General features: G+C 62.3%; 27 protein-coding genes. 12 read left to right on the top strand and 15 right to left on the bottom strand.

Going from position 1 to position 26,085, the window contains the following annotated elements:
• Nucleotide 1 precedes the first annotated feature (1 nt).
• The 3 genes from C8K61_RS17850 to C8K61_RS17840 are packed head-to-tail and all read left to right on the top strand — an operon-like array spanning nucleotide 2 to nucleotide 2,350.
• Nucleotides 2–766, top strand: coding sequence for an ABC transporter permease (locus C8K61_RS17850; protein WP_108097627.1), 765 nt, complete (start codon nucleotides 2–4; stop codon nucleotides 764–766).
• 9 nt (nucleotides 767–775) lie between these two features.
• Nucleotides 776–1,546, top strand: a complete 771-nt coding sequence (locus C8K61_RS17845) for an ABC transporter permease (protein ID WP_371920006.1) — start codon at nucleotides 776–778, stop codon at nucleotides 1,544–1,546.
• 9 nt (nucleotides 1,547–1,555) lie between these two features.
• Nucleotides 1,556–2,350, top strand: a complete 795-nt coding sequence (locus C8K61_RS17840; protein ID WP_108097810.1) for an ABC transporter ATP-binding protein — start codon at nucleotides 1,556–1,558, stop codon at nucleotides 2,348–2,350.
• Nucleotides 2,351–2,536: 186 nt separating this feature from the next.
• Here C8K61_RS17840 and C8K61_RS17835 read toward each other — a convergent pair whose 3' ends face one another.
• The 4 genes from C8K61_RS17835 to C8K61_RS17820 all read right to left on the bottom strand — a co-directional run bounded on the left by C8K61_RS17835 (nucleotide 2,537) and on the right by C8K61_RS17820 (nucleotide 4,922).
• The gene (locus C8K61_RS17835) at nucleotides 2,537–3,400 is read right to left on the bottom strand and encodes an IS3 family transposase (protein WP_108097625.1); all 864 of its coding nucleotides are present in this window, start codon (nucleotides 3,398–3,400) and stop codon (nucleotides 2,537–2,539) included.
• On the bottom strand, nucleotides 3,397–3,690 hold the full coding sequence (locus tag C8K61_RS17830; protein ID WP_158272518.1) for a transposase: 294 nt from the start codon (nucleotides 3,688–3,690) through the stop codon (nucleotides 3,397–3,399). The genes C8K61_RS17835 and C8K61_RS17830 overlap by 4 nt, the downstream gene beginning before the upstream one ends.
• A gap of 172 nt (nucleotides 3,691–3,862) precedes the next feature.
• Nucleotides 3,863–4,630, bottom strand: a complete 768-nt coding sequence (locus C8K61_RS17825) for a DUF4240 domain-containing protein (RefSeq protein ID WP_146174302.1) — start codon at nucleotides 4,628–4,630, stop codon at nucleotides 3,863–3,865.
• 61 nt (nucleotides 4,631–4,691) lie between these two features.
• Complete coding sequence (locus C8K61_RS17820) at nucleotides 4,692–4,922, bottom strand: hypothetical protein (RefSeq protein ID WP_108097622.1); 231 nt, start codon at nucleotides 4,920–4,922, stop codon at nucleotides 4,692–4,694.
• A 291-nt stretch (nucleotides 4,923–5,213) separates the two neighbouring features.
• Between C8K61_RS17820 and C8K61_RS17815 the strand changes: the two genes are divergently transcribed.
• The 7 genes from C8K61_RS17815 (at nucleotide 5,214) to C8K61_RS17785 (ending at nucleotide 14,629) form a co-directional block, all read left to right on the top strand.
• Nucleotides 5,214–6,386 carry an efflux RND transporter periplasmic adaptor subunit gene (locus C8K61_RS17815; protein WP_108097621.1) on the top strand — a complete coding sequence of 391 codons (1,173 nt, stop codon included), beginning with the start codon at nucleotides 5,214–5,216 and terminating at the stop codon, nucleotides 6,384–6,386.
• Nucleotides 6,383–9,478 (top strand): multidrug efflux RND transporter permease subunit, encoded by a 3,096-nt coding sequence (locus C8K61_RS17810; RefSeq protein WP_108097620.1) that lies wholly within the window; start codon nucleotides 6,383–6,385, stop codon nucleotides 9,476–9,478. The genes C8K61_RS17815 and C8K61_RS17810 overlap by 4 nt, the downstream gene beginning before the upstream one ends.
• Before the next feature lie 8 nt (nucleotides 9,479–9,486).
• A complete protein-coding gene (locus tag C8K61_RS17805) occupies nucleotides 9,487–10,167 on the top strand; it encodes a heavy metal response regulator transcription factor (RefSeq protein WP_108097619.1) in 681 nt (226 codons plus the stop codon).
• Nucleotides 10,157–11,551 (top strand): heavy metal sensor histidine kinase, encoded by a 1,395-nt coding sequence (locus tag C8K61_RS17800; protein WP_108097618.1) that lies wholly within the window; start codon nucleotides 10,157–10,159, stop codon nucleotides 11,549–11,551. Before C8K61_RS17805 ends, C8K61_RS17800 begins: the two co-directional genes overlap by 11 nt.
• A gap of 191 nt (nucleotides 11,552–11,742) precedes the next feature.
• Nucleotides 11,743–13,119: a nucleotide 5'-monophosphate nucleosidase PpnN gene (gene ppnN / locus C8K61_RS17795; protein ID WP_108097617.1), complete on the top strand. Its 1,377-nt coding sequence runs from the start codon at nucleotides 11,743–11,745 to the stop codon at nucleotides 13,117–13,119.
• A 35-nt stretch (nucleotides 13,120–13,154) separates the two neighbouring features.
• Nucleotides 13,155–13,781: a flavin reductase family protein gene (locus C8K61_RS17790; protein WP_371920005.1), complete on the top strand. Its 627-nt coding sequence runs from the start codon at nucleotides 13,155–13,157 to the stop codon at nucleotides 13,779–13,781.
• 128 nt (nucleotides 13,782–13,909) lie between these two features.
• Entirely contained in the window at nucleotides 13,910–14,629 is a 720-nt protein-coding gene (locus C8K61_RS17785) for a serine protease (protein ID WP_108097615.1), read from the top strand.
• 51 nt (nucleotides 14,630–14,680) lie between these two features.
• Here C8K61_RS17785 and C8K61_RS17780 read toward each other — a convergent pair whose 3' ends face one another.
• Nucleotides 14,681–14,911 (bottom strand): hypothetical protein, encoded by a 231-nt coding sequence (locus tag C8K61_RS17780; RefSeq protein WP_108097614.1) that lies wholly within the window; start codon nucleotides 14,909–14,911, stop codon nucleotides 14,681–14,683.
• Nucleotides 14,912–15,130: 219 nt separating this feature from the next.
• Here C8K61_RS17780 and C8K61_RS17775 point away from each other — a divergent pair, with 219 nt between their 5' ends.
• A complete protein-coding gene (locus tag C8K61_RS17775) occupies nucleotides 15,131–16,081 on the top strand; it encodes a GlxA family transcriptional regulator (RefSeq protein ID WP_108097613.1) in 951 nt (316 codons plus the stop codon).
• A 140-nt stretch (nucleotides 16,082–16,221) separates the two neighbouring features.
• The gene (locus C8K61_RS17770; RefSeq protein ID WP_108097809.1) at nucleotides 16,222–16,620 is read left to right on the top strand and encodes an AraC family transcriptional regulator; all 399 of its coding nucleotides are present in this window, start codon (nucleotides 16,222–16,224) and stop codon (nucleotides 16,618–16,620) included.
• Nucleotides 16,621–17,012: 392 nt separating this feature from the next.
• Here the strand turns inward: C8K61_RS17770 and C8K61_RS17765 are convergent, their stop codons facing one another.
• The 10 genes from C8K61_RS17765 to cobO all read right to left on the bottom strand — a co-directional run bounded on the left by C8K61_RS17765 (nucleotide 17,013) and on the right by cobO (nucleotide 26,056).
• Nucleotides 17,013–17,738, bottom strand: a complete 726-nt coding sequence (locus C8K61_RS17765; RefSeq protein ID WP_108097612.1) for an adenosylcobinamide-GDP ribazoletransferase — start codon at nucleotides 17,736–17,738, stop codon at nucleotides 17,013–17,015.
• The gene (cobC, locus tag C8K61_RS17760) at nucleotides 17,738–18,310 is read right to left on the bottom strand and encodes an alpha-ribazole phosphatase family protein (protein ID WP_108097611.1); all 573 of its coding nucleotides are present in this window, start codon (nucleotides 18,308–18,310) and stop codon (nucleotides 17,738–17,740) included. Before cobC ends, C8K61_RS17765 begins: the two co-directional genes overlap by 1 nt.
• Nucleotides 18,307–19,362 carry a nicotinate-nucleotide--dimethylbenzimidazole phosphoribosyltransferase gene (gene cobT / locus C8K61_RS17755; protein WP_108097610.1) on the bottom strand — a complete coding sequence of 352 codons (1,056 nt, stop codon included), beginning with the start codon at nucleotides 19,360–19,362 and terminating at the stop codon, nucleotides 18,307–18,309. Before cobT ends, cobC begins: the two co-directional genes overlap by 4 nt.
• Nucleotides 19,359–19,880, bottom strand: a complete 522-nt coding sequence (gene cobU / locus C8K61_RS17750; RefSeq protein WP_108097609.1) for a bifunctional adenosylcobinamide kinase/adenosylcobinamide-phosphate guanylyltransferase — start codon at nucleotides 19,878–19,880, stop codon at nucleotides 19,359–19,361. The genes cobT and cobU overlap by 4 nt, the downstream gene beginning before the upstream one ends.
• A 168-nt stretch (nucleotides 19,881–20,048) precedes the next feature.
• On the bottom strand, nucleotides 20,049–21,521 hold the full coding sequence (locus C8K61_RS17745) for a cobyric acid synthase (RefSeq protein WP_108097608.1): 1,473 nt from the start codon (nucleotides 21,519–21,521) through the stop codon (nucleotides 20,049–20,051).
• Nucleotides 21,514–22,521 (bottom strand): threonine-phosphate decarboxylase CobD, encoded by a 1,008-nt coding sequence (cobD, locus tag C8K61_RS17740; protein WP_256589480.1) that lies wholly within the window; start codon nucleotides 22,519–22,521, stop codon nucleotides 21,514–21,516. The genes C8K61_RS17745 and cobD overlap by 8 nt, the downstream gene beginning before the upstream one ends.
• On the bottom strand, nucleotides 22,514–23,446 hold the full coding sequence (gene cbiB / locus C8K61_RS17735; RefSeq protein ID WP_108097606.1) for an adenosylcobinamide-phosphate synthase CbiB: 933 nt from the start codon (nucleotides 23,444–23,446) through the stop codon (nucleotides 22,514–22,516). Before cbiB ends, cobD begins: the two co-directional genes overlap by 8 nt.
• Nucleotides 23,443–24,093 carry a 5,6-dimethylbenzimidazole synthase gene (gene bluB, locus C8K61_RS17730; protein WP_108097605.1) on the bottom strand — a complete coding sequence of 217 codons (651 nt, stop codon included), beginning with the start codon at nucleotides 24,091–24,093 and terminating at the stop codon, nucleotides 23,443–23,445. Before bluB ends, cbiB begins: the two co-directional genes overlap by 4 nt.
• Entirely contained in the window at nucleotides 24,090–25,448 is a 1,359-nt protein-coding gene (locus C8K61_RS17725) for a cobyrinate a,c-diamide synthase (protein WP_256589479.1), read from the bottom strand. The genes bluB and C8K61_RS17725 overlap by 4 nt, the downstream gene beginning before the upstream one ends.
• Nucleotides 25,445–26,056, bottom strand: a complete 612-nt coding sequence (gene cobO, locus C8K61_RS17720; protein ID WP_108097604.1) for a cob(I)yrinic acid a,c-diamide adenosyltransferase — start codon at nucleotides 26,054–26,056, stop codon at nucleotides 25,445–25,447. Before cobO ends, C8K61_RS17725 begins: the two co-directional genes overlap by 4 nt.
• Nucleotides 26,057–26,085 lie beyond the last annotated feature (29 nt).

Raw genomic sequence — 26,085 nt, 5'->3', positions numbered from 1 at the left:
AATGAGCCTGTTGTCCCGTTACGCGCTAAAGCTTACCTGGCTGATTTCGCCCCTGGCGTTGCTCGCGCTGTGGAGCGCGGTGACCAGCGCCGGGTTGTTCCCCAAGACCCTGCTGATTCCGCCGTTGTATGTGCTGCAAGCCTTTGAGGAATTGCTGGCCAATGGCGAGTTGCAGGAGCACCTGAGCAACAGCCTCAGCCGCCTCGGTTTCGGCTTTGTCATCGGCTCCCTGGCGGGCCTGGCCTTCGGCGTGCTGATGGCCTTGTCGAAGACCGTGCAGGTGTACTGCGGGCCGCTGTTCCATGCGGTGCGCCAAGTGCCGAGCATCGCCCTGATCCCGATGTTCGTGCTGTTCTTCGGCATCGAAGAAACCTTCAAGATCGTCATCGTCGCCAAGGCCGCGTTTTTCCCGGTGGCGCTGGCGGCCAGCGAAGGGGTGAAGGCGATTCCGCGCAGCTATTTCGAGGTGGCCAATGTGTTCCGCCTGCCCTGGCCGACCCTGGTGCGCGAGATCGCGTTTCCCGCTGCCGCGCCCCCCATCATCACCGGCCTGCGTATCAGCCTCACCCGCGCCTGGGTGGTGCTGGTGGCGGCTGAATTGCTGGCGGCCGACAGTGGCCTGGGGCAGATGATCGAGATGGGCCGACAAATGCTGCGCATCGACATTGTGATGGTCGGCGTGGTGGTCACCGGGGTGATTGGTTTTGCGCTGGATTTCGGCTTCCGTCTGCTGGAACGCCGTCTGTTCCGCTGGCAAGCGCGCTAGGAGATGACGATGAAATATCTAACCCGTTTGCAGGGCCTGCGCGGCCTGGTGCTACCGCTGATGTTGGTGCTGCTGTGGGACGCCCTGTCGCGTCAGGGCGCCACCTGGGCTTATGCATTGGTGCCGGTGAATACCATCGGCGCCGCCTTTGTCGAGCTGCTGGGCAATGGCGAGCTGCTCACTAACCTGCTCGCCAGCCTGGCGCGCACCAGCAGCGGCCTTGCCCTGGGCATCGTCTTTGGGGTCAGCGTCGGGGTGTTGATGGCGCTGTCGACAATCGCTGATCGCCTGGTTGGCCCGCTGTTTCATTCGATTCGCCAGGTGCCGATGCTTGGCTGGATTCCGCTGATCGCCATGTGGTTTGGCAACGGCGAAACCTCCAAGGTGCTGATCGTCACCCTCGCCGCCTTCTACCCCATGGTGCTCAACACCTACGAGGGTTTTACCGGCGTCGACAAACGTTACCGCGAGGTCGGCCGGGTGCTGGAACTCAGCCGCCTGCAGCAGTTTTTTTACGTCCTGCTGCCGGCCGCGCTGCCGAGTATTGCCAATGGTGTATTGCACGCCCTGGCGTTTGCCTGGGTGACGGCGGTGGGCAGTGAGCTGTTCCTGTCCTCCGGTGCCGGCCTGGGCAACCTGATGATGAACGCCGAGGCTGGCGCGCGCATGGAGATCATTGTGGTCTGCGTGCTGTGCATCGGCCTGTGTGGCTACCTGATGAACTTGCTGTTTTCCCGCCTGAGCCGCTACCTGCTGCGCTGGCGCAATATTCGTGGATAGGTGAACGCCGTGAACGCACAACTCCAACATGCTCCGCTGGCCACTGCTGCCGCGCTACCGGGCGCCCTGCAGATTCAGGGCCTGTCCAAGCAGTACCGCATCGAAGGGCAGCCCCTGCAGGTGCTGCAGAACATCGACCTGAACGTCAATCCGGGTGAATTTGTCAGCATCATCGGCGCCAGCGGCTGCGGCAAATCCACCCTGCTGCGCCTTATCGTCGGCCTCGACAACGACTACAGCGGCGAGATTCTGCTCGACGGTGAGCGCATCACCGACACCAGCCTGGAGCGCGGCATCGTGTTCCAGGACCACCGTTTGTTCCCATGGATGACGGTGGAAAAGAACATCACCCTGGCGCTGAAAAACCAGCCGCTGGCCAAGGCGGAAAAACAACGGCTGGTCGCCGAGCACATTGCCCTGGTCGGCCTCACCGGCTTCGAGCAAGCCTACCCACACCAGCTATCTGGCGGCATGGCACAACGGGCGGCAATTGCCCGGGCGCTGATCACCCAGCCAAAGATTCTGCTCCTCGACGAACCACTTGGCGCCCTGGACGCCTTGACTCGCGTGCACCTGCAAGGCGAGCTGCAACGCATCTGGGTGCAGCAGCGCAGCACCATGATCATGGTCACCCATGATGTGGAAGAAGCCCTGTACCTCGGCGACCGGGTGATCGTGCTCGACTCCTACCCAGGGCGGATCAAACACGAAATCCGCGTGGACCTGCCGCATCCGCGTGACCGCGCTTCGCCGGAATTGAAGCGCTTGAAAGATGAATTGTTGAATGAGCTGACCGGGCATTGATGGCCTAATTCGGTCCCTGTGAGAGGGGCTTCAGCCGCGATGCATCTGATCTCAGCGTGTCGAACCAGCAGCGTTTTCAGGTCCGACGAATCGCGGCTGAAGCCCCTCCCACAAAAGCGGACCGAGTTTTTGCCTGCAAGGGAAAAGGGGGGGTCAATCTGAACCACCCCCGATTTCTCGGACAGTTTAATTACGCACTTCATTCATCGCGCTGAACTCCAGCGGTGTACGGTATCCGAGAGCACTGTGCATCCGCTGACGGTTGTAAAAGACCTCGATGTAATCAAAAACCTGAACGCGTGCCTGGTCACGGCTTGCGAAGTCCTCGTGGTGCGTCAGCTCTTGTTTCAGCGAGCCGAAAAAACTCTCCATAACGGCGTTGTCATACGGCATACCTTTGCGGCTGGTGCTTACCACTAGCTGTTCGGTTTCGAGTTGCTGCCGATACGCGTTGCTGGTGTATTGCACACCTTGATCGCTGTGATGAATCGTTTCTTCCACCTGCTTACGTCCTTGCAAAGCCATATTCAAGGCGGCGCTGGCTAGCTGTTGGTCCGCTCGCTCGCCCATTGCCCAGCCCGCGATTCGGCGTGTGTACAAGTCCAGTATTGCCGCCAGATACAACCAGCCCTGACGAGTCGGTATGAAGGTAATGTCCGCTACCCAAACTCGATCACGACCGGGGCTAACAAATGGCCATTTCAATCTGTTTGGTGCAACGGCCTGACGCTGATAAGGCGCTCTTGCATGCACATAACGCCGCCGGCGGCGGCTTTGGATCTGGTTGATCTGACGTAACCGTTGCACTCGATTTCGCCCACACGTCTCTCCCTTTCGACGCAGCGCATGCCATATCCGCTCTGCTCCATAAGCCTCTCGGCTTTGCGTATGCAGCAGCCGTATTTGGCTCAACAGTCGGGCGTTATCTAGGTTGCTGGCGCTTGGTTTACGCCCGGCCCAAGCGTAGTAACCACTGGTGGAAACCGAGAGTACCTGGCACATCTTGCGTACTGAGTAAGTCTTTTGGCTTCTGATCCAGGCGTACTTCACGACAGCTCTCGCGCAAAGTACGCCGCCGCCTTTTTTAGAATCTCGTTCTCTTCCTTCAGCCGCGCATTCTCGCGCCTCAACGCACTTAGCTCATCGCTGCTGGCTTTCGGACGACCACTGCCTTGGAACGCTTGATCGCCCTTGTCCTGCATGTCTTGGGTCCATTTGTAGAGCCGGTTTCGCGGGATGCCTAACTCGCGAGCGACGACGGCGGCTGGCTTGCCGGATGTCTTCAGAAGACGGACAGCTTCGCGCTTGAACTCTGCTGTAAACCGATTACGTTGTTCCACCAAACACCTCCTCGGGGATCGCCCCCTTTCATAGGTGTCCGAAATATCGGGGGTGGTTCAGATTTATTATTCAACCCTGAATTATAGAAACTTAATGAATCGGCCCCCTTTTTTTCGATTGCTGGGTAAGATCAGAGTTAATCCACATGATACGTAAAGGGTAGCCTCACGCCTAACGTGATTGCCAATTAAAGCCTTCTTTTTTAGCCCGCTCGACCAACCTGGGAAGATATTTAGGGATACTATTGAAATAAGCGTCAAAAACAGCCCCATCAACAGGATCCCCGAGAATCTCATCCTTATAAACAATATCGAACCTTGCGTCCTGATCAACAGCCTCCCTTCTGGATGGAGAGGGAGCAAATCGTTGGAGACTTTCAATGCCTCCAATCAACATCAATTGTTCAAATTCGCCGACTCCAAAATCTATTTCTTCCAGACTAGCCAATGAGTCAGGATCTTTTAGCGCTGAAAAATAAGCATCTTTTCCTTGGGATATAAGCCACAAAACAAAGTGTTGATTTGTATCATCAGTTACTGCACCGTTTATCACTTTTTGCGCCAACATCAACCATATATTGTTCTCAACTGCAGAAAAATAAGCGCTAAGGTACAACCTAAAATCAGTTACTTCTTCATCTGACATTCCTTCCAGTACATTTTCAGCAACGTCCAGAAAAACATCCTGATCACCTGCACTAGTCTTCTTGAAGGACTCGACCAGCACCCAAAATTCATCTTTATTCATATATTTTCCATTTTTAAATGAGCCTATTTTTTCTGAAGCGCTAACCATGAGGACATCAGGCATCATCATTGAGTTAATTACTATCCATAGTAGAAAAGAGATTTTAAATGGCATTATCAGGGATACTTTTAAACCTATAGGAAAAAGGGGACAGATCTGCCCCCTTTTTTCATGCCCCCATTTTTTAGTCAATTTAAAAACGCCTTACCCTTCTATTAACTCACGTACAAGACATTAAAAAACATAGCAACTTTTAGTACGAGTCGTCTCGTACCTCCAAAAAATAACGGTACGACTTGGTGAAATTAGAACTGAGTGTGGCGATGTTCACCACCGGCACGCCGTTGGCGGCCTGGGTAATTGAAGTGGCGCTCCCGGCGGCATCTACGGCGAGTTCAGCGGCGGTGCTGAGTAGCGGATTTGCAACCAGCACGCCTACCAACAGGCGAGCGATGCAGCGGGAAAAACGACTGTGCACATCCATGTAGGCGTCTCGTTTTGGCAGCGTGGCGAGGCTGCAAAACTTACGGACTGAGCGGCGTCGCTGGCTGCCGGACCGAGCCGAGGCGACTGTGGGAAGGTGAATGGATGTGCTCGGAAATGAACACCGCGACGCACTTATCTCACCTACACGTTGAAATCCTGTAGGCAACCGGTACACCCGAAGCGGCACGAAACTGACAATCCGGTCATTTAGCCGTCACCCTGATGACCGTCTTGAACAGGTATAAGGGCACGCTACCTTTTCCCTATTTCCTGGTCTGGCGTCATTGGCATGCGCACTCGCAGCAAACTCGTGGTATCCGTTCTGGCCCTGGTGGTGGTCGCCGTTGCGGTGAAAGGCTTTCTGCCCAAATCGGCGGCCGGCAAAAGTACCGGCCCGGTGGGTATTCCGGTGCATGTGGTGGCGGTCAAACAGCAGGATGTGCCGCGTTATATCAGCGGCATCGGCACGGTACTGTCGCTGCACAGTGTGGTGGTGCGCACCCAGATCGATGGCGTGCTGACCCAGTTGCTGGTCAAAGAAGGCCAGTGGGTGAAAGCCGGCGACCTGATGGCGCAGATCGATGACCGCGCCATTCGCGCCAGCCTCGACCAGGCCAAGGCGCAGCTTGGACAAAGCCAGGCGCAGTTGCATGTCGCCGAGGTGGACCTCAAGCGTTACAAGGTACTCAGCGTCGATGACGGCGTGTCCAAGCAAACCCTCGACCAGCAGCAGGCGCTGTACGACCAACTGAAAGCCACGGTGCTGGGCAACCAGGCCTCTATCGCTGCAGCGCAGGTGCAGCTGTCCTATACGCAAATCCGTTCACCGGTGGCGGGTCGCGTCGGCATTCGCACCGTGGACGCCGGTAATTTTCTGCGCGTGAGCGATGCCCAGGGCCTGTTCAGCGTTACCCAGATCGACCCGATTGCCGTCGAGTTCTCGCTGCCGCAAAACCTGCTGCCGACCTTGCAGCAATTGCTCAATGGTCCCACTCCGGCGCTGGTAAATGCCTACCTCAGCGACCACGAACAAACCGGCACCCTGCTGGCCCAGGGCCAATTGCGCCTGATCGACAACCAGGTTAGCGCCACCACCGGCACCCTGCGTGCCAAGGCCGAATTCGCCAATGGCGGGCAAACCTTGTGGCCGGGCCAGTTGGTGACGGTGAAGGTGCAGACCACGGTCGACAAAGACGCGTTGGTGGTGCCGCCACAGGTGGTGCAGCGCGGGTTGGAGCAGTACTTCGTCTACCGGGTCAACGGCGATGCCGTGGAAAGCGTGCCGGTGAAAGTGCTGTATCAGGACAGCGAGCTGAACATCATCCAGGGTGTGGCGCCTGCCGATATTCAGGCCGGTACCGTGCTGATTCGTGACGGCCAATCGCGTTTGAAACCCGGCGCGAAAATCGAAGTGCTCAGTGATGAACCGCCACCCGTGACCACCGTTCAGGTGCAGCCATGAAAGGCCGTGGCTCGGTGTCGGCCTGGTGCGTTGACCACCCCGTCGCCACCCTGCTACTGACCTTCGCCCTGGTGCTGCTCGGCGTCATCGCCTTTCCGCGCCTGCCCCTGGCGCCGTTGCCCGAAGCCGAGTTCCCGACCATCCAGGTCAACGCCCTGTTGCCTGGCGCCAGCCCGGACACCATGGCCTCCTCGGTGGCCACGCCACTGGAGGTGCAGTTCAGCGCCATCCCCGGCATGACCCAGATGACCTCCACCAGCGCCCTGGGCTCGACCAACCTGATTCTGCAATTCACCCTCGACAAGAGCATCGACACCGCCGCCCAGGAAGTGCAGGCGGCGATCAACACCGCTGCCGGCAAGCTGCCGCAAGACATGCCCAGCCTGCCCACCTGGCGCAAGGTCAACCCGGCCGACAGCCCGGTGCTGATCCTTACTGTCAGCTCCGACCAGATGCCCGGCACCGAGCTCAGTGACCAGGCCGAAACCATTCTCGCCCGCCAGCTCAGCCAGATTGATGGCGTCGGCCTGATCAACATCTCCGGCCAGCAGCGCCCGGCCATTCGGGTGCAGGCCTCGCCAGACAAACTCGCGGCGCTCGGCCTGACCCTGGCGGACATCCGCGTGGCCCTGCAGCAAACCAGCCTGAACCTGGCCAAGGGCGCGCTGTACGGCGATTCGAGCATTTCCACCCTGTCGACCAACGATCAACTGTTTCAACCCGAGGAATATGGCCAGCTGATCGTCTCCTACAAAGACGGCGCGCCGGTGCACCTGCACGATGTTGCGCGGGTGATCAATGGGTCGGAAAACGCCTATGTGCAGGCGTTTTCCAACCAGCGGCCGGGGCTCAACCTGGTGATCTTCCGCCAGCCCGGCGCCAACATTGTGGAAACCGTCGACCGCATCCAGAGCGAGCTGCCGCGTTTGCAGGCAATGCTCTCGGCGTCGGTGGATGTCACCGTACTCAACGACCGCACGCAAACCATCCGCGCCTCCCTGCATGAAGTGGAAATCACCCTGCTGATTGCGGTGATTCTGGTGGTGGCGGTGATGGCGCTGTTCCTGCGCCAATGGTCGGCGACCTTGATCGTGACCAGCGTGCTCGGCGTGTCGCTGATTGCCAGCTTTGCGCTGATGTATGTGATGGGCTTCAGCCTCAACAACCTGACGTTGGTGGCCATCGTGGTCGCGGTGGGTTTTGTGGTGGACGACGCCATCGTGGTGGTGGAAAACATTCACCGCCATCTGGAGGCTGGCGACGGCATGCGCGAGGCGGCCATCAAGGGCGCTGGCGAGATCGGTTTTACCGTGGTGTCCATCAGCTTCTCGCTGGTGGCCGCGTTTATTCCGTTGCTGTTTATGGGTGGCGTGGTCGGCCGGCTGTTCAAGGAGTTCGCCCTCACGGCGACCTCGACCATTCTGATTTCGGTGGTGGTTTCGCTGACCTTGGCGCCGACCCTGGCGGCCCTGTTCATGAAGGTGCCGGCGCATGACGGCGAACCCCGCAAAGGCTTTGGCGACTGGCTGCTCAGCCGTTACGACCATGGCCTGCGCCGTGCCCTCAACCACCAGCGGCTGATGCTCAGCCTGTTCAGCGTCACCCTGGTGCTGGCGATCATTGGCTACGTGTTTATTCCCAAGGGCTTTTTCCCGATCCAGGACACCGGCTTTGTGCAGGGCACCACGGAAGCGGCGGCAGACGTCTCGTTCCCCGACATGCTGGCCAAGCACAAGGAGCTGGCCAAGATCGTCGCCGCCGACCCGGCCGTGGCGGTGTTTTCTCACTCGATTGGCGTGAGCGGCAACAACCAGACCATCGCCAACGGGCGCTTCTGGATCACCCTGAAACCCCGTGGCGAGCGGGATGTGTCGGCCAGCGAATTTATCGACCGCATCCGCCCGAAACTGATGACCGTGCCGGGTATCGTCCTGTACCTGCGCGCCGGCCAGGATATCAACCTCAGCGCCGGCCCCAGCCGCAGCCAGTACCAGTACACGCTGAAAAGCAACGACGGCCCGAGCCTGAATCTGTGGACCCAGCGCCTCACCGAACAGCTACGCAGCAATTCGATTTTCCGCGACCTGTCCAACGACCTGCAGTTGGGCGGCAGCATCACCCACATCAGCATCGACCGCAGCGCCGCCGCGCGTTTTGGCCTGACCACCAGCGACGTCGACCAGGCCCTGTACGACGCCTTCGGCCAACGGCAGATCAGCGAGTTCCAGACCGAGACCAACCAGTACAAGGTGATTCTCGAGCTCAATGAGCAACAACGCGGCAAGGCCGAAAGCCTGAATTATTTCTACCTGCGCTCGCCGCTCACCCAGGAGATGGTCCCGCTGTCGGCGCTGGCCAAGGTCGATGCGCCCACTAGCGGGCCGCTGTCGATTGCCCATGACGGCATGTTTCCGGCCGCCAACCTGTCGTTCAACCTGGCTCCTGGCGTGGCCCTCGGCGATGCCGTGCGGGAGCTCAACCAGGCCAAGCTGGACATCGGCATGCCGGCCGAAATCGCCGGCAACTTCCAGGGCGCCGCGCAGGCCTTCCAGAGTTCCCTGGCCAGTCAGCCGTGGCTGATTCTGGCGGCGCTGGTGGCGGTGTACATCATTCTTGGCGTGCTCTACGAGAGCTTCGTGCACCCGCTGACCATCATCTCCACCCTGCCCTCGGCCGGCCTCGGTGCGCTGATCATGCTGTGGCTGTGCGGCCAGGACTTTTCCATCATGGCGCTGATCGGCCTGGTGCTGCTGATCGGCATCGTCAAAAAGAACGGCATTCTGATGATCGATTTCGCCCTCGAAGCCCAGCGCGAACGTGGCCTGACGCCTGAAGAAGCGATTTACCAAGCCTGTATCACGCGCTTTCGGCCGATCATCATGACTACCCTCGCCGCCCTGCTCGGCGCGCTGCCGCTGATGCTCGGATTTGGCACCGGCGCCGAGCTGCGCCAACCACTGGGGATTGCCGTGGTCGGCGGCCTGCTGGTCAGCCAGGCGCTGACGCTGTTCACCACGCCGGTCATATACTTGGCCCTGGAGCGGTGGTTCCACCGCAGCCAGAACGCGTTGCACACCGCCACTGAACATTGAGATTGGCCATGCGCATCCTGATTATCGAAGACGAAGAAAAGACCGCCGACTACCTGCACCGCGGCCTCACCGAGCAAGGTTATGCGGTAGACGTCGCCCGTGACGGCATCGAAGGCTTGCACCTGGCGCTGGAGAACGACTACGCGGTGATCGTGCTCGACGTGATGCTGCCCGGCCTCGACGGTTTTGGCGTACTGCGCGCACTGCGGGCGCGCAAGCAGACCCCGGTGATCATGCTTACCGCCCGCGAACGGGTGGAAGACCGCATCCGCGGCCTGCGCGAGGGCGCCGATGACTACCTGGGCAAACCGTTCTCCTTCCTCGAGCTGGTGGCTCGCCTGCAAGCCCTGACCCGCCGAAGTGGTGGCGGCCACGAGCCGGTGCAGATCGCCATTGCCGACCTCGCCGTCGACCTGATCAGCCGCAAGGCCAGCCGCGCCGGGCAGCGTCTGGACCTGACCGCCAAAGAGTTCTCCCTGCTCAGCGCGCTGGCCCGCCACCAGGGCGAAATCCTGTCGAAAACCGCGCTGGCGGAAATGGTCTGGGACGTCAATTTCGACAGCGACGCGAATGTCGTCGAAGTGGCGATCAAGCGCCTGCGCGCCAAGCTCGACGGCCCCTTCCCCGGCAAGCTGCTGCACACCATCCGTGGCATGGGCTATGTACTGGAGAGCCGCCATGGCGAATGAGGCCCCCGCGATAAATGCAGGGCTGAGCAAATCCATCGCCCTGCGCATGAGTGCGCTGTTCACCCTGGTGGCGCTGCTGGTGTTTCTGCTGATTGGCGGCGCCCTCTACCAGCAAGTCGACAAGGGCATGAACATGCTGCCCGAGGCTGAGTTGGATGCGCGTTACAGCGTACTGGAGTCGGCCATTGACCGCTTTGGCACGGACGAGCACTGGGCCAAGATCACCAACAAACTCACGCTGCTGAGCGAGGAAGACAAGCGCATCCGCTTCTGGGTGGTCAGTGGCAACCCCCACTTCGAATTCGGCAACCCCGACGACGCCATCCGTGAATTTGCTGCTGGCTCGTTGGGTATTCGCGATATGGAAATAGACGACCGCGCCTACCCGCAGAAAGTGCTGGTCAGCCAATTTCAGGCCAAAGACGGCCGCCCACCGCTGCGTTTTCTGATTGCCATCGACACCGAAACCTTCTGGCAAACCCAGCACCACCTGCTCATAGCGCTGATCAGCCTGGCGGTGGTGGGTGTGCTGCTGGCCTCGGCGCTGGGCTACTGGGTGGCGCGAGTGGGCTTGCGGCCGCTGATCAAGCTGTCTGCCGAAGCGGAGAAACTTACGCCGCCACGGCTGTCCGGGCGCTTGCAGTTGTCGAGCCTGCCGCCGGAGCTGAAGCAGTTCGCCAGTGCCTTCAACACCACCCTCGGCCGTGTCGAACAGGCCTACACCCGCCTGGAATCCTTCAACGCCGACGTCGCCCACGAACTGCGCTCGCCGCTGACCAACCTGATCGGTCAGACCCAGGTGGCACTCACCCGTGGCCGCTCCGCCGAACACTACTTCGAAGTGCTGCAATCCAACCTGGAAGAGCTCGAACGCCTGCGCTCGATCATCAACGACATGCTGTTCCTCGCCCGCGCCGACCAGGGCGACAAAGCCACGCAACTGACCAGCACCTCGTTGGCGGCTGAAGTGGCGACGGCAGTGGACTACCTCGACTTCATCCTCGAAGACGCCGGCGTGCAGGTGCAGGTGCACGGCGACGCCCAGGTGCTGATCGAACGCGCACACTTTCGCCGCGCGCTGATCAACCTGCTCAACAACGCCGTGCAACACACGGCGGCCGGGCAGACCATCAACGTGCATATCGACCGTCAGGAGCAGCGGGTGAGTATTGGCGTGGCCAATCCGGGCGAGGTGATTGTCGGCGAGCATTTACCGCGCCTGTTCGAGCGCTTCTACCGGGTGGACGCAGCGCGCACCAATAGCGGCGCCAACCATGGCTTGGGCTTGGCGATCGTCAAGGCGATTGCCTTGATGCATGGCGGCGAGGTGTTTGTGGATAGCCGCGATGGCGTCAACACCTTTGGTATGTACCTTCCCGCCTGACACCCCCTTGTCGCAATCCCTACACACTCCTCGTAGGTTGGGTTGAGCAAAGCGAAGCCCAACGCGGTCTCAGGATGGCGTATCTTTACGCCTGCGTACGTTGGGAAGGCCCTTGTTGGGCTTCGCTTTGCTCACCCGAGCGCGGGCCGACCCAACCTACACACCATCGCACCTCATTCATGGAATTCAGAATGCGCCACAGACAAGTAATCAACGCCTCAGTCAGCCCCAAAGGTAGCCTGGAGACATTGTCCCAACGCGAAGTGCAGCAACTCAGCGAAGCCGGTTCCGGCAGCATCTACGCCCTGTTCCGCCAGTGCGCCCTGGCTATCCTCAACACCGGCGCGCATATCGATAACGCCAAGACCATTCTCGACGCTTACAAAGACTTCGAAGTGCGCATCCACCAGCAAGACCGTGGTGTGCGCCTGGAACTTCTGAATGCGCCGGCCGACGCCTTCGTCGATGGCGAGATGATCGCCAGCACCCGCGAGATGCTGTTCAGCGCCCTGCGCGACATCGTCTACACCGAGAACGAACTCGACAGCCAGCGCATCGACCTGGAAACCTCCCAGGGCATCACCGATTACGTCTTCCACCTGCTGCGCAACGCCCGCACCCTGCGCCCCGGTGTAGAGCCGAAAATCGTCGTGTGCTGGGGCGGCCACTCGATCAGCACCGAGGAATACAAGTACACCAAGAAGGTCGGCCACGAACTGGGCCTGCGCAGCCTCGACGTCTGCACCGGTTGCGGCCCCGGTGTGATGAAAGGGCCAATGAAAGGCGCCACCATCAGCCACGCTAAACAGCGCATCACCGGCAGCCGTTACCTGGGCCTGACCGAGCCCGGCATCATCGCCGCCGAGGCGCCGAACCCGATCGTCAACGAGCTGGTGATTCTGCCGGACATTGAAAAACGTCTTGAAGCGTTCGTGCGGGTGGGCCACGGCATCATCATCTTCCCAGGCGGCGCCGGCACGGCCGAGGAGTTCCTGTATCTGCTGGGCATTCTGATGCACCCGGATAACCAGGACCTGCCCTTCCCGGTCATCCTTACCGGGCCGCGCAGCGCCAAAGCCTATTTCGAGCAGTTGCACGCCTTTATCGGCGCAACCCTGGGCGAAACCGCGCAAGCGCATTACCAGATCATCATCGACAACCCGGCCGAAGTGGCGCGGCAGATGACTGCTGGCCTCAAGGAGGTGAAACAGTTCCGCCGCGAGCGCGCCGACGCCTTTCACTTCAACTGGCTGCTGAAGATCGACGAAGGTTTCCAACGTCCGTTCGACCCAACCCACGCCAATATGGCTGCGCTGCAGCTGAACCGCCACGTGGCCCCGCATGAACTGGCGGCCAACCTGCGCCGAGCGTTTTCCGGCATCGTCGCCGGCAACGTGAAGGCCACCGGCATTCGTTTGATCGAAGAATTCGGCCCCTATGAAATCCATGGCGACCCGCAAATCATGGAGCCGCTGGACCGTTTGCTGCAGGCCTTCGTCGAACAACACCGGATGAAATTGCCGGGTGGCGCGGCGTACGTGCCGTGTTATCGGGTGATTAACAGCTAATCGCTTCATCACCACCCATTGTCCGAGGCCCTCTGATGCGTGAATTCCACTTCTACGAACCCAAGCTCGGCCATGGCCTGAAACACGACCCGCTGAACTCCATCGTTGCGCCTCGGCCCATCGGCTGGATCTCCTCACAGAGCCCTGAGGGCGTGTTGAACCTGGCGCCTTACAGCTTCTTCAACGCCTTTAACTACACGCCACCGATCATTGGTTTTTCCAGCATTGGCTGGAAGGACAGCGTGCGTAATATTGCCGCCAGCAAGGAGTTCGTCTGGAACCTCGCCAGCCGGCCGTTGGCCGAGCAGATGAACACCAGCTCGGCGCTGGTCGCCCCTGAGGTCAACGAATTTGAGTTGGCCGGCTTAGCCACCGCGCCGTCGCGTCTGGTGAAACCGCCGCGGGTACTGGAAAGTCCGGTGTCGTTCGAATGCCGCCTCAGCGATATCGTGCAACTGCAAAGCGCCAATGGCGACCTGCTGGATACCTGGCTGGTACTGGGTGAAGTGGTGGCCGTGCACATCGACACTGCGGTGCTCGAAGACGGCGTATACAACACTGTGCTGGCCCAGCCAATCATGCGCGGCGGTGGCCCCACCGACTACTTCAGCATCAGCGAAAGCCAGCGTTTCCACATGCACCGGCCGGTGGTCGACAAATAACCGCATGGGTTCCGCTGCGCGCGCCTGGGCGAAACCCATCATGGCCCCACAAAATTTCCCTCGAACCTTCCAGCCCGCGCGGCCTTCTTAACTAACACCGCCGCCCCCCCTACAGGATGTATCGCATCATGCTGGAACCCCTGCTGCTCGCCACCGCCCGCGTCTCCACCTTCGACCTCGAACGGCCGCTGACCAACGCCAGCGGGTTTTTCTTCGCCCGCGATGAGCGCCTGTTTCTGGTCACCAGCCGCCACGTGGTGATCGACGAACCCACCGACCACCACCCCAGCCATCTGCAAATCGAACTGCACACCAACGAGGACAACCTGGCCGAGTCCACCGGGTTCTCCATTCCGTTGTTCGAAGATGGCAAAAGCCTGTGGCGCCAGGGCACCGATTCGGGCGGCGAGATCGATATCGCCCTGGTCGAGATCGACCGCAGCGCCCTGCCGCCGACCACGGTGTACCAAGCCTTCACCCCCGAGCACCTGGCGGACATCACCAAGAGCATCGAAATCGGCAGTGCCTTGCTGGTGGTGGGGTTCCCTCTGGGCTTTCACGACACCCTGCACCACATGCCGGTCGCACGGCAGGCCAGCATCGCCTCGGCCTTTGGCCTGCGTTTCAAGGGCGAGGGTTACTTTCTCACCGACGCCCGCACTCACCGCGGCTCCAGCGGCGCGCCAATCGTCATGCGCCTGCCGGCCGACGACAAACGTGAGCTACCGTGGCTGCTGCTCGGCGTGCACTCCTCGCGCCTGGACGTGAACCGCGACCTGGAGATCGACGAAGCCCTGGGGCTGAACTGCGCCTGGTATTCGGATATTTTGCTGACGTTAAGCGAGTGAATCGTTGGGCTTCGCTGCGCTCAGCCCAACCTACGCCGCACACACGTTTATTCAAAACACCGGATTGTCGTCTTTGTCGATGCTGACCACCTTCGCCAGCTCGCCCAGCGCTGCGGTTTCGGCATCGATTTTGTACTCGAAATGCTGGTCCGCCAGAATGCGGTGATACACCGCGTCGCTGCCGCCGCTCTGGCGGCGGATGGCTAAAAACGCCTGGGGTTCCTTACCGACCAGTTTCGCCGCGTTCCAGACCAGGTGATGGGCAAAGGTGCGCTGACTCATGGGATGTTCCTTGTGTCGCGCGCTGACGAAGCGCCAGCACAGGTCCCGAGTATGCGCGCCTTTGCCCACCGCCACGGCACTGCCATCCTTTGTCCAGTGCAAAGCCGCGCACAGCGCTCAGACGAAGCGCTTGCTTTGAGAAACTTTTCTCTTTAAAAACAAATGGTTTCATGCGATACCAGGGCATCCTTGCACATTAACTACCCAACGAGTTAATCAATGAAAACCGTGGCGATGGTGTTGTTCCCCGACTTTTTGTTGCTCGACATGGCAGGCCCCTTCGAAGTGTTTTCGGTGGCCAACCGTTTTCTCGCGGAAAACGACTGGTACCAGCTGGTGACCATCGGCAGCGAGCACCGGCAGATTCGCGCCTCCAACGGCGTGACGGTGCAAAGCCACCTGACCCTCGACGACGGCTGCGAACCCTACGACCTGCTGCTGGTTCCCGGCGGCCCCGGCGCTTACAACGAGCGTTACCCGGCGGTCACCCGCTGGCTGAAAAACGCCGTGCAACGTTGCCCGCTGTACGGCTCGATCTGCACCGGCGCGTTTATCCTCGGCGAGGCCGGCCTGCTAGATAACCACCAGGTGACCACCCACTGGAACTACACCGAGCGCCTGGCAAAGCGCTACCCCAAAGCGCGCATCGGCACCGACCAGATCTACATCAAAGACCGCCGCCTGCTGACCTCCGGCGGCGTCACCGCCGGCATCGACATGGCGTTGGCAGTTGTCGCTGAAGACCATGGCAAAGCCATCGCCGTCGACGTTGCCAAAGTGCTGCTGGTGGCAATGAAACGCCAGGGCGGCCAAGCCCAATTCAGCCCCATGCTGGCAGCGCTGGCCGAACAGGATTCACCGGTCAACAAAGTGCAGACCTACGTGCTGGCGCACCTGGACGAAGAGTTTTCCGTCGAACGTATGGCCAGCCTGGCCGGCATGAGCGCTCGGCATTTCGCCCGCGTCTTCAGCCGCGAAGTGCAGATGACGCCGATGGAATTCCTCCAGCACGCCCGCATTGATCGCGCCCGCAGCCTGCTGGAAAGCACCGACCTGCCACTGAAAACCGTGGCCTACCGCGCCGGTTTGGGCAGCACCCGGCACATGCGTTTTCTGTTCAGTGAAAAGCTCGGCCTGACGCCAATTCAATACCGCCAGCAATTTGGCTAGAGCACCCGGCCTAGAGGGTGTCCGTATTGCGCACCTCGTTGGCCGCCACGGGCCTTCATTGACGCCGCTTCGCTGTTCAACGCCTGCCAGAATCAACGGCAGCTTTGAACAGAGGAAGAACCATGACCAGTTTCCAATGGATGCCCCGTTGCGCCGCCAACACCCATGACGAGAACGATGCTGAAACCCTGGTCACTGGCGGTTTGACCCCCTGGCGCGAACGCCTGGCGAAAAACCTCATCCACACCCTGCTCGGCGAAAAGATCACCGTCCCCCAACTGGCCCAAGCCTGCGCCCTCTCCCGCAGCCACTTCTCCCGCGCCTTCAAACGCAGCACCGGCATGTCCCCGCAAGACTGGATCCACCGCCAACGCATCGCCCAAGCCAAACGCCTGATCCAGGAATCCGACATGACCCTGACCCAAATCAGCGCCGAATGCGGCTTCTGCGACCAAGCCCACTTCTCCCGCACCTTCACCAAAACCGAAGGGATAAACCCCATGGTCTGGCGTAACAGAGCAGCGAGTGGCAATAGCTAAGCAATAGCGAACTCTTAACATCAAAAGCTCGCGGCTAAAGTCGCTCCTACAAGGGACCGAGGTCGGGCTGTTGATCTTGATTTGGCTTGTGATCTGGCAGTTGACCTACCCGCCCCTTGGGCGAAGGCCGAGCAGAATCGCCGTGTAAGGGGTTGAGCGGCAGGGACGCCGCGAAAGGAACGATGGGCCAGGGACGGCCCGTCGTGACGGCCCCTGGAACGGCGATGGCGCGAGGGGACCCGCAGCGCAGCGGAGGGCCGAGGTGGGGGCGAGCGTTTTTTGCTTACTTTTTGCCGCGACTGGCAAAAAGTGAGTCGCGCGTAAGGCGCGAAACAAAACGCCCAGCACACACGCAATACAGAAAAACGAAAAGCCGGTGCGCACAGCCCACCCTACAAAACCACCAACACCAGCACCGCGCATTCGACGAGTTCAACCATCGCCCCAGCCGTATCGCCGGTAGTGCCGCCCAATCGCGCCATCATCACCCGGCGTAACCAGGCAAACAGCAGCAACCCTCCCACCAGAATGACCACCGCGCTCCAGCCAAACAACAGCATCGCCAGCGCATGCGCGGCCAATACCAGCGGCAACCGATCTCGCGGCAGATGCTCGGCCAGCGCCTGCCCCAACCCACCCGCCCGCACATAAGGCGTGGTCATAAACAGCACCGGCAACAACCCCCGCGCCAACCAGGGCGCCAGCAGCAACACACTCGAATGCCCCTGCTCCACCAGCGCCACCAACGCGGCGAACTTGAGCAGCAACACCATCACCAATACCACCACCGCAATCGGCCCACTGCGCGGGTCCTTCATGATGGTCAGGGTGCGCTCGCGGTCGCCAAAGCCACCTAGCCAGGCATCCGCACTGTCGGCCAAACCATCCAGGTGCAGCGCCCCACTGAGCGCGACCCAGGCCGCCAACAACAACGCCGCATGCAGCAGCAAGGGCGCGCCGCTGAGCAATGCATTCAGACAGAACAACAGCACCCCGATCAGCAACCCCACCGCGGGGTACCACAGCAGCGACCGCCCCAACTCCTGCGGGCTGGGCATCCCCGGCAAACGAACGGGCAAACTGGTCAGAAACTGCACCGCGATCAGCAGCGGAATCATCAGGCCTCCGTCAGCAGGCAAGGCGCCTGCACGTTCAGGTGGTGCAGGCTGGCGTGTTGCACCTCCACGAGCAGCAAGTGCTCACGGGGCAAACCGCGGGCCTGGGCCAGCAGCAGGCGCATTACCCCGCCATGACTGATCAGTAACACGCGCTTGCCGTCGTGGTCGGTGGTCAGTCTTTCGATAGCGCCCAGCACCCGCTGGGCGAAGGCCTGCACCGGCTCACCATCGGGTGGAGTAAAGGCGTAAGGGTCGTTCCAGAACAGCCCGAGCTCGGTTTCCTGGTCAGCCATCAATGCCAGCGCCGTGCGGCCTTCCCAGGCACCGAAGTGCAGTTCGCGCAGATCCGGTTCGAACAACAACGGCGTGCGCCGCTCGGCCGCCAGTTCATGGGCAAACGCCGCGCAGCGTTGCAGCGGCGAACTGACGATCAAGTCCCAGGGGCCCGCCTCGGCCACCGCTGCGCTCATCTGTGCCCAACCTTCGCGGGTCAGGGCGTCATCGATGCTGCCGCGAAAACCGCCAGCGAGTTCGGTGACGCCGTGGCGCAGCAGGCTGAGCTGGATAGTCATGCCGGGCGATCCGCCACAGCCGCTTCGGCAAAGGTCGCCATATCGCTGTGCAGACAGCAGGCCATCTGCAGCAACGGCACCGCCAACGCCGCGCCACTGCCCTCGCCCAGGCGCAGGCCCAACTGCAGCAACGGTTGCCCTTGCAGCGCCTCCAGCACCGCGTGATGACCCGGCTCAGCCCCTTCATGGGCGAACAGCAACCACTGCCGGCAATCGGCATTCAGGCGCACCGCGAGCAACGCAGCGACGGTGCAGATAAAGCCGTCCACCAGTACCGTCACGCCTTCCTGGGCGCAGGCCACGTAAGCGCCGACCAGGGCCGCAATCTCAAACCCGCCGAGGTGCTGCAACAGCGCCACCGGGTCGCTCAGGTGCGCCTCGTGCAGCTGCAGCGCCGCCTCGATCACCGCGACCTTGTGGGCGACACCTTGCGCGTTCAGGCCCGTGCCGGGGCCGACGATCAACTTCACCGGGCAGCCCAGCGCGGCAGCCGCCAGGGCGCTGGCCGCCGTGGTGTTGCCAATGCCCATCTCGCCGCCGATATACAGCTGGGCGCCGCCGGCCTTGGCCCGGCGCACGCTGTCACGCCCGGCTTCGAGGGCGATGTACAACTGGGTCTGGGTCATCGCCGGGCCCTGGGCGAAGTTGAAGGTGCCGGCGCCGAGGTTCAGGTGGCGCACATTCGGCAGTGGATCCAGCGGTGTGGCGGTGCCCAGGTCGATCACTTCCAGCGCCGCATCCAGGTGGCGTGCCAACACGCTGATGGCCGCACCGCCGCCAATGAAGTTGCGCAGCATCTGCCCGGTGACTTCCTGCGGGTAGGCCGACACGCCTTCAGCGACGACACCATGGTCGCCGGCAAAAATGGCGATCCACAGGCTGTCGATCACCGGTCGCTCGCGGCCCTGCATGGCGGCCAGGTCGATGGCCACCTGCTCCAGCGCGGCCAGCGAGCCGGCGGGTTTGGTCAGCACTTGCTGACGTGCCGTGGCCTTGCTTTTGGCCACTGCATCCAGCGGCTGACAGGGTGCAGCCCACCAGGACAAACTCATAACGGCGCTCCTTTGAGAATCATCGGTAACCCAGCCACGGTGAAAATCACCCGCTGGCAACGTGCAGCCAGGGCCTGGTGCAACCAGCCGGCCTCATCGACATAACGGCGGGTGAGCTCGCCCAGCGGCACCACCCCCAATCCGGTTTCATTGCTGACCAGCAGCAGGCGCCCTGGCAACCCATCCAGGCAGGCCAGCAGCGCCTCGCGTTCCGCGGCCAGGCGCTGGGGGTCGTCGAGCATCAGCAGGTTGGTCAACCACAGGGTCAGGCAGTCCACCAGCAAGCAATGTTCGGGGGCGGCGTGGGCCTGCAGAACCTCAGCCAGACGCACGGGTTCTTCGACCAGGTCCCAGTAGGCAGGCCGGCGTTCGCGGTGCTGGAGAATTCGCGCGCTCATTTCGCCATCGCCGGCCTGGGAGGTGGCGATATAGGTCACCGGCCAGCCACTTTCCGTGGCCAGGCGCTCAGCCAGACGGCTCTTGCCCGAACGGGCGCCGCCGAGAATCAGTTCATGCATGGTTCACTCCCTTGACCGCATAACCCAAAGAAGACGCACGGACGCTCATAACCCACACCTGCTCCTGATATTTTGCGTAGCGTTTTTGTGGGAGGGGCTTCAGCCGCGATGCTGTTGATTTTAAGAGCTCGCGGCTAAAGCCCCTCCCACCTGAATGGCGAATGTCATTCAAATCCCGCACAGCTCCTTCAACCGAGTGGTGTTCAGATGCTGCTCAACCAAATCCGCCAAGCGCTCCAGGTCACGCTCTCGCAGGGCGTGGTAATCCACTTGCTGCACATCGCTCAGCCCGGCCCAGTGCAATAGCGCGCTGCAGGCCTCTGGGCTTTCGAACAGGCCGTGCAGGTAGGTGCCGAGAATCTGCCCATCGGCGCTGCGTACGCCGTCACAGCGGCCGTCGTCGAGTTGCACGGCGAACTGTTCCAGGGCCGGCCCACTGCTGACCCCGGCGTGAATTTCATAACCGCTGATGCTCGCGTCTTCCAGGCACAGCCGGCCTTGCACATTGCGTAGCTGTTTGTGCTCGGCCAACACCGTATCGAAGTCCAGCAAGCCCAGGCCCGGGCTGGAGCCGGCAGCACCTTCCAAGCCGAGCGGGTCATGCAACTGGCTGCCGAGCATCTGCAGTCCGCCGCAAATGCCGAGCAGCTTGCCGCCGTAGCGCAGGTGTTTGTTGATCGCCGCTTCCCAGCCATTGCTGCGCAGCACCTTGAGGTCGCCACGGGTGCTTTTCGAGCCCGGCAGGATAATCAGGTCGGCGGGCGGAATGGCCTGGCCGGGGCCGATAAATTGCAGGTCCACCTGCGGGTGCAGGCGCAGCGGGTCGAAGTCGGTGTGGTTACTGATCCGCGGCAGCACCGGCACCACCACTTTCAGCACCTGCTCGGCCTTGACGGTCTGGCGGGTGTCGATGGCGTCTTCGGCTTCCAGGTGCAGGTCGGTGAGGTACGGCAGCACGCCGAGCACCGGTTTGCCGGTGCGCTGCTCCAGCCAGTCGAGGCCGGGTTGCAGCAGGCTCAGGGCGCCACGAAAGCGGTTGATGACAAAGCCTTTGACCCGCGCCTGCTCACTCTCGGAAAGCAGTTCGAGGGTGCCGACCAGGTGGGCGAACACGCCGCCGCGGTCGATGTCAGCGATCAGAATCACCGGGCAATCCACCGCTTCGGCAAAACCCATGTTGGCGATATCGCCGGCACGCAGATTGATCTCTGCCGGCGACCCCGCGCCCTCGACCATCACCACCTGGTAGGCGCCGCTCAGGCGCTGATGCGACTGCAGCACAGCCTGCATGGCGACCTTTTTATAGTCGTGGTACTGCGCCGCTTCCATGCTGGTAACGGCGCGGCCATGGATAATCACCTGGGCGCCGGTGTCGCTGTTGGGTTTGAGCAGCACCGGGTTCATGTCGGTGTGCGCCGGCAGGCCGCAAGCCTGGGCCTGCACGGCCTGGGCACGGCCAATTTCGCCGCCGTCCACGGTCACGGCGCTGTTGAGCGCCATGTTCTGCGGTTTGAACGGCACCACGGCCACGCCCTGACGCTGCAACCAGCGGCACAACGCGGCGACCAGGGTGCTTTTGCCGGCATCGGACGTGGTGCCTTGCACCATTAACGTGGCGGCCTGCGCCTGCAAACTACTCATCAACCCATTCCTTCAAAACACCGGCCAACCGCTGCCACTGCGCTTCATCGGCGGGCAGGCCAACCCGCAGGCTGCTATCGCCGGCAAACAGACGCAGCAGCACGCCACGGCGGGCAAAAAAATCGTGCAGTGCAGCAGCCTGCGCGCCCTGCCACCACTGGAACAAAGCACAGCCACCCTTGGGCGCCAAACCGTGGGCAGCCAGCAACTGGGCCAGGCGCTGACTGGCCTGCAGCGCGCGTTCGCGTTGCTGTTGTTGCGCCGCAATATCGGCAAAGCAATGTGCCGCCACCGTGCGTGTCGGGCCATTGATGGTCCATGGCCCCAGCCTATCGGCCAGCGCCTGCAACAGCGGCGTTGCCGCCAGCACACAGCCCAGCCGCGCCCCGGCCAAACCAAAAAACTTGCCGAACGAGCGCAGCACAATCAGCCCGTCGCGCTCGCTTTCGGCGGCCAGACTGAGTTCCGGGGTGATGTCGATAAAGGCTTCATCCACCAGCAACCAACCGCCGCGCTCGGCCAGCACAGCGTGCCAAGCCAGCAACTGCTCGCGGCGGCACAGACGGCCGGTGGGATTATTCGGATTGACCACCACCAGCACATCCAGACCGGGCAACTGCGCCTCGACCTCAGCGTCGGTTATCTCGATCACCTGATGCCCGGCCTGGTGCCAGGCGTGCGCATGTTCGGCGTAACACGGCGACAGCACGCCCACCCGGCTGTGTTCGCGCAGCCGTGGCAACAGCTGAATCGCCGCCTGCGAGCCAGCCACCGGTAACAGCTGGCTAACGCCGTAGTAGCCGCACGCGGCGGCATGCAAACCATCGCCGGTTTCCGGCAAACACGCCCAGGCACGCAGGGGAATCGGCGGCAGCTCAAAGGGCCAGGGGGCGATGCCGGTGGACAGGTCCAGCCAGTCACCCAGAGCGATGCCGTAGTCGCACGCTACCTGCTGCAAACGCCCACCGTGCGGCAGGCCGCCTTCGACCGGATCACGCAAGCAGGCGCCCTCCCAGCAGCAACACCAACAGCCACAACAGCACACCACGGCGCACCAGACGCACGGCGCGTTCGATGGCATCGGCGTCGGCCGGCGGGCCTTCGCCCAATGGCGGGCGCTCACGCAGGGCGCCGTGGTACATGGCCGGGCGACCCAGGGCCACGCCCAGAGCACCGGCCCCGGCCGCCATCACCGGGCCGGCATTCGGGCTGTACCAGGTGAAGCCTTGGCGCCACCAGCAGCGCAGGGCCAGGCGGGTGTTGCCGAGCACGGCGTAGGTCAGCGCCACCAGGCGCGCGGGAATCAGGTTGAGCACGTCGTCGATACGCGCCGCCGCCCAGCCAAAACGTTCGAAGCGCGGGTTGCGGTAACCCCACATGGCATCCAGGGTATTGCTCAGGCGGTACAGCACCACACCCGGCGCACCGAGCAGGACAAACCAGAACAGCGCGGCAAACACCGCGTCGCTGCCGTTCTCCAACACCGACTCGGTGGCGGCCAGGGCTACGCCCTGCTCGTCCAATGCCGAAGTGTCGCGGCTGACGATATACCCCACGCGCTCCCGCGCCTTGGTCAGGTCGCCATCACGCAGGGCCTGGATAATCGGCTGCGCATGCTCGGTCAGGCTTTGCAGGCCCAGGGCCAGGTACAGCGCGGCGATTTCCACCAGCCAGCCGACATAGGGCAGCAGGCTCAGCAGCCAGGCCGCCATGGTCAGCGGCAATACCGCGATCACCCAGGCTGTAACGCCATGGCTGCGCCAACCGCGGCCGCTGTCGTCTTCGGCCGCGCTATAGGGGCGGTTGAAGCGGCGCTCCAGGGCATTGGCCAGTCGGCCGAAACCCACCAGCGGGTGCCAGCGTTTTGGCTCGCCAAAACAGGCGTCCAAGGCCACACCGGCAACACTGAGCAAGGCGATGCTCATGGTTTTTCCACCCAGCCGTCAGTGAACAGCAATTCGTCCAGCGGCCGTGGCGTGGCCCAGCCTTCCTGTTGCAGCATCGGCGCCGCATAGAATTCCGGCACGGGCCCCAGGCACAGCACCGCCACAGGCTTGGCACCGACCGGCAAATGCAGCAGTTCGGCCAAGGCCTGCGGCTCGAACAACGACACCCAGCCCACCCCCAGCCCTTCGGCACGCGCCGCCAGCCACAGGTTCTGAATGGCGCAGGACACCGAGGCCAAGTCCATCTCAGGCAGGGTGCGGCGGCCGAACACATGGGCTTCACGGCCATCACCGAGGGCGATCACCAGCAGCTCGGCGCAGTCGCGGATGCCTTCCACCTTCAGGCGCATAAACTCATCGGCGCGCTGGCCGAGGGCCTCGGCAGTGCGCACCCGCTCCTCTTCCACCAGGCCATGAATGGCACTGCGCAGCTCGGCACGGGTGATGCGGATAAACCGCCACGGCTGCATCAGGCCGACGCTGGGGGCGTGGTGGGCCGCTTCCAGCAGCCGCGCCAACACTTCGGGTGCCACCGAGCCGCCGCTGAAGTGGCGCATGTCTCGCCGTTCGGCAATGGCGCGATAGACCGCCGCGCGCTCGGCGTCGCTGTAGGCGTGCTCACTCATGCCGGCTGCTGCTCTCCGCGTTCGGTGGCCTGTAACGCTACAGGTGCCGCGCCCGGTAAAAATAGCGCGGCAGCCGCTGCTGGGTTGGAGGGCATATACAGGTGGATGTACGAGGCGGTCAGGCGGCCGATGCGGTACACCGCTTCACTGGTGCGCTTGTAGGTTGGGCACACGCCACGGGCCAGCGGCGTCAGGGCGCAGTCCAGTTCCGAGTAGTGGTAGGTGTGGCCACGCAGGCGGCCTTCGGGCAGGTCGATTTCCTGCAGGGCCAGGGCCTTGAGCTTCTTGTGCATCTGCGCGCTGCCGGGCAGCAGGCCAAGCAGCTCGCCTCGGGCGCCGTCCTTGTCGGTCAGGGCGTCGAGCAGATAGAGCATGCCGCCACATTCGGCGTGCAGCGGTTTGCCGGCCGCATGGTGGGCATGGATCGCGGCGCGCATGGCCTGGTTGGCCTGCAGCGGCGCCAGGTGTAGCTCGGGGTAACCGCCGGGCAGGTACAGGCTGTCGACCTCGGGCAGTGCGTTGTCGCGTAACGGCGAGAACTCGATCAGTTCGGCGCCCAGCTCACGCAGCAGGTCGAGGTTGGCTTGGTAGAGGAAGGCGAACGAGGTGTCGCGCGCCACGCCAATGCGGATGCCGGCTAGCAAGGCCGGAATATGCCGCGCCGTCTCAGGGGCGGCGAAGGTCACCGGCGGCGGCAGGCGGGTGTCGGCGCTGGCGGCCAAGGCATCGGCCGCAGCGTCCAGGCGAGCGTCGAGGTCTTCCAGTTCTTCGGCCTGCACCAGGCCCAGGTGGCGGCTCGGCAGCTCGATCGCAGCGCTACGCGGCAAAGCGCCGTACCACTTGATACCGGCTGGCAGGCAGTCGCGCAGAATTTCACCGTGACGGGCGCTGCCGGTGCGGTTGGCCAGCACGCCGGAAAACGGCAGGTCAGCCTGGTAGGTGGCCATGCCGTGGGCCATGGCGCCGAAGGTCTGGGCCATGCCCGAGCCATCGATCAAGGCCAGCACCGGCACGCCGAAATGGCGCGCCAGGTCAGCGGCCGACGGCGTGCCGTCGAACAGCCCCATCACGCCCTCGATCAGAATCAGGTCGGCCTCGGCCGCGGCTTCCCAGAGCAGACGCCGGCTTTCGGCGGCGCCAACCATCCACAAGTCCAACTGATACACCGGCGCCCCACTGGCGCGGGCGAGAATCATCGGGTCGAGAAAGTCCGGCCCGCATTTGAATACCCGCACCTTCTTGCCTTGGCGCGTGTGCAGGCGCGCCAAGGCGGCGGTAACGGTGGTTTTGCCCTGGCCAGAGGCTGGCGCAGCGATCAGCAACGCCGGGCAAGCGTGGGCGGCAGCGTGGCTCAAAACTCCACCCCGGCCTGGGCTTTAACCCCGGATTTGAACGCATGCTTGAGCATGCCCATTTCGGTGACGGTGTCCGCCGCTTCGATCAATGCCGGCGGCGCGCCACGGCCGGTGGCGACCACGTGCTGCAACTCCGGGCGACCGCCGATATCGGCAAGCACGGTGTCGAGGTCGAGGTAGTTGTGCTTGAGGGCGATGTTCAGCTCGTCGAGCACCACTAGGCCGATGGCCGGGTCGTTGAGCAATTGCTTGGCCACGACCCAGGCGGCCACGGCTTTGTCGATGTCGCGCTGGCGGTCCTGGGTGTCCCAGGTGTAGCCCTCGCCCATCACGTGGTAGCTGACTTCTTCGGGGAAGCGGCGGAAAAATTTCTCTTCGCCAGTGCTGGCGGCGCCTTTGATGAACTGCACCACGCCGACTTTCATGCCGTGCCCCAGAGCGCGGGCAACCATGCCAAACGCCGAGCTGCTTTTGCCTTTGCCGTTGCCGGTGTGCACCAGCAGCAAGCCGTATTCGTCCTGGGCTTGGGCGATCTTTTCGTCGATCAGGGCTTTTTTGCGGGCCATGCGCGCTTTGTGGCGGGCGTCGCGCTCTGCGGATTCGCTCATTGCTTACCTCTGCTGGACCCAGGGTCGAA

Origin of the sequence: Pseudomonas sp. GV071 (assembly GCF_003050835.1) — a bacterium.
Classification (GTDB): domain Bacteria; phylum Pseudomonadota; class Gammaproteobacteria; order Pseudomonadales; family Pseudomonadaceae; genus Aquipseudomonas.
Note: the sequence above shows the minus strand (reverse complement) of the source record. Positions and strands in the feature narration are given on the sequence as shown.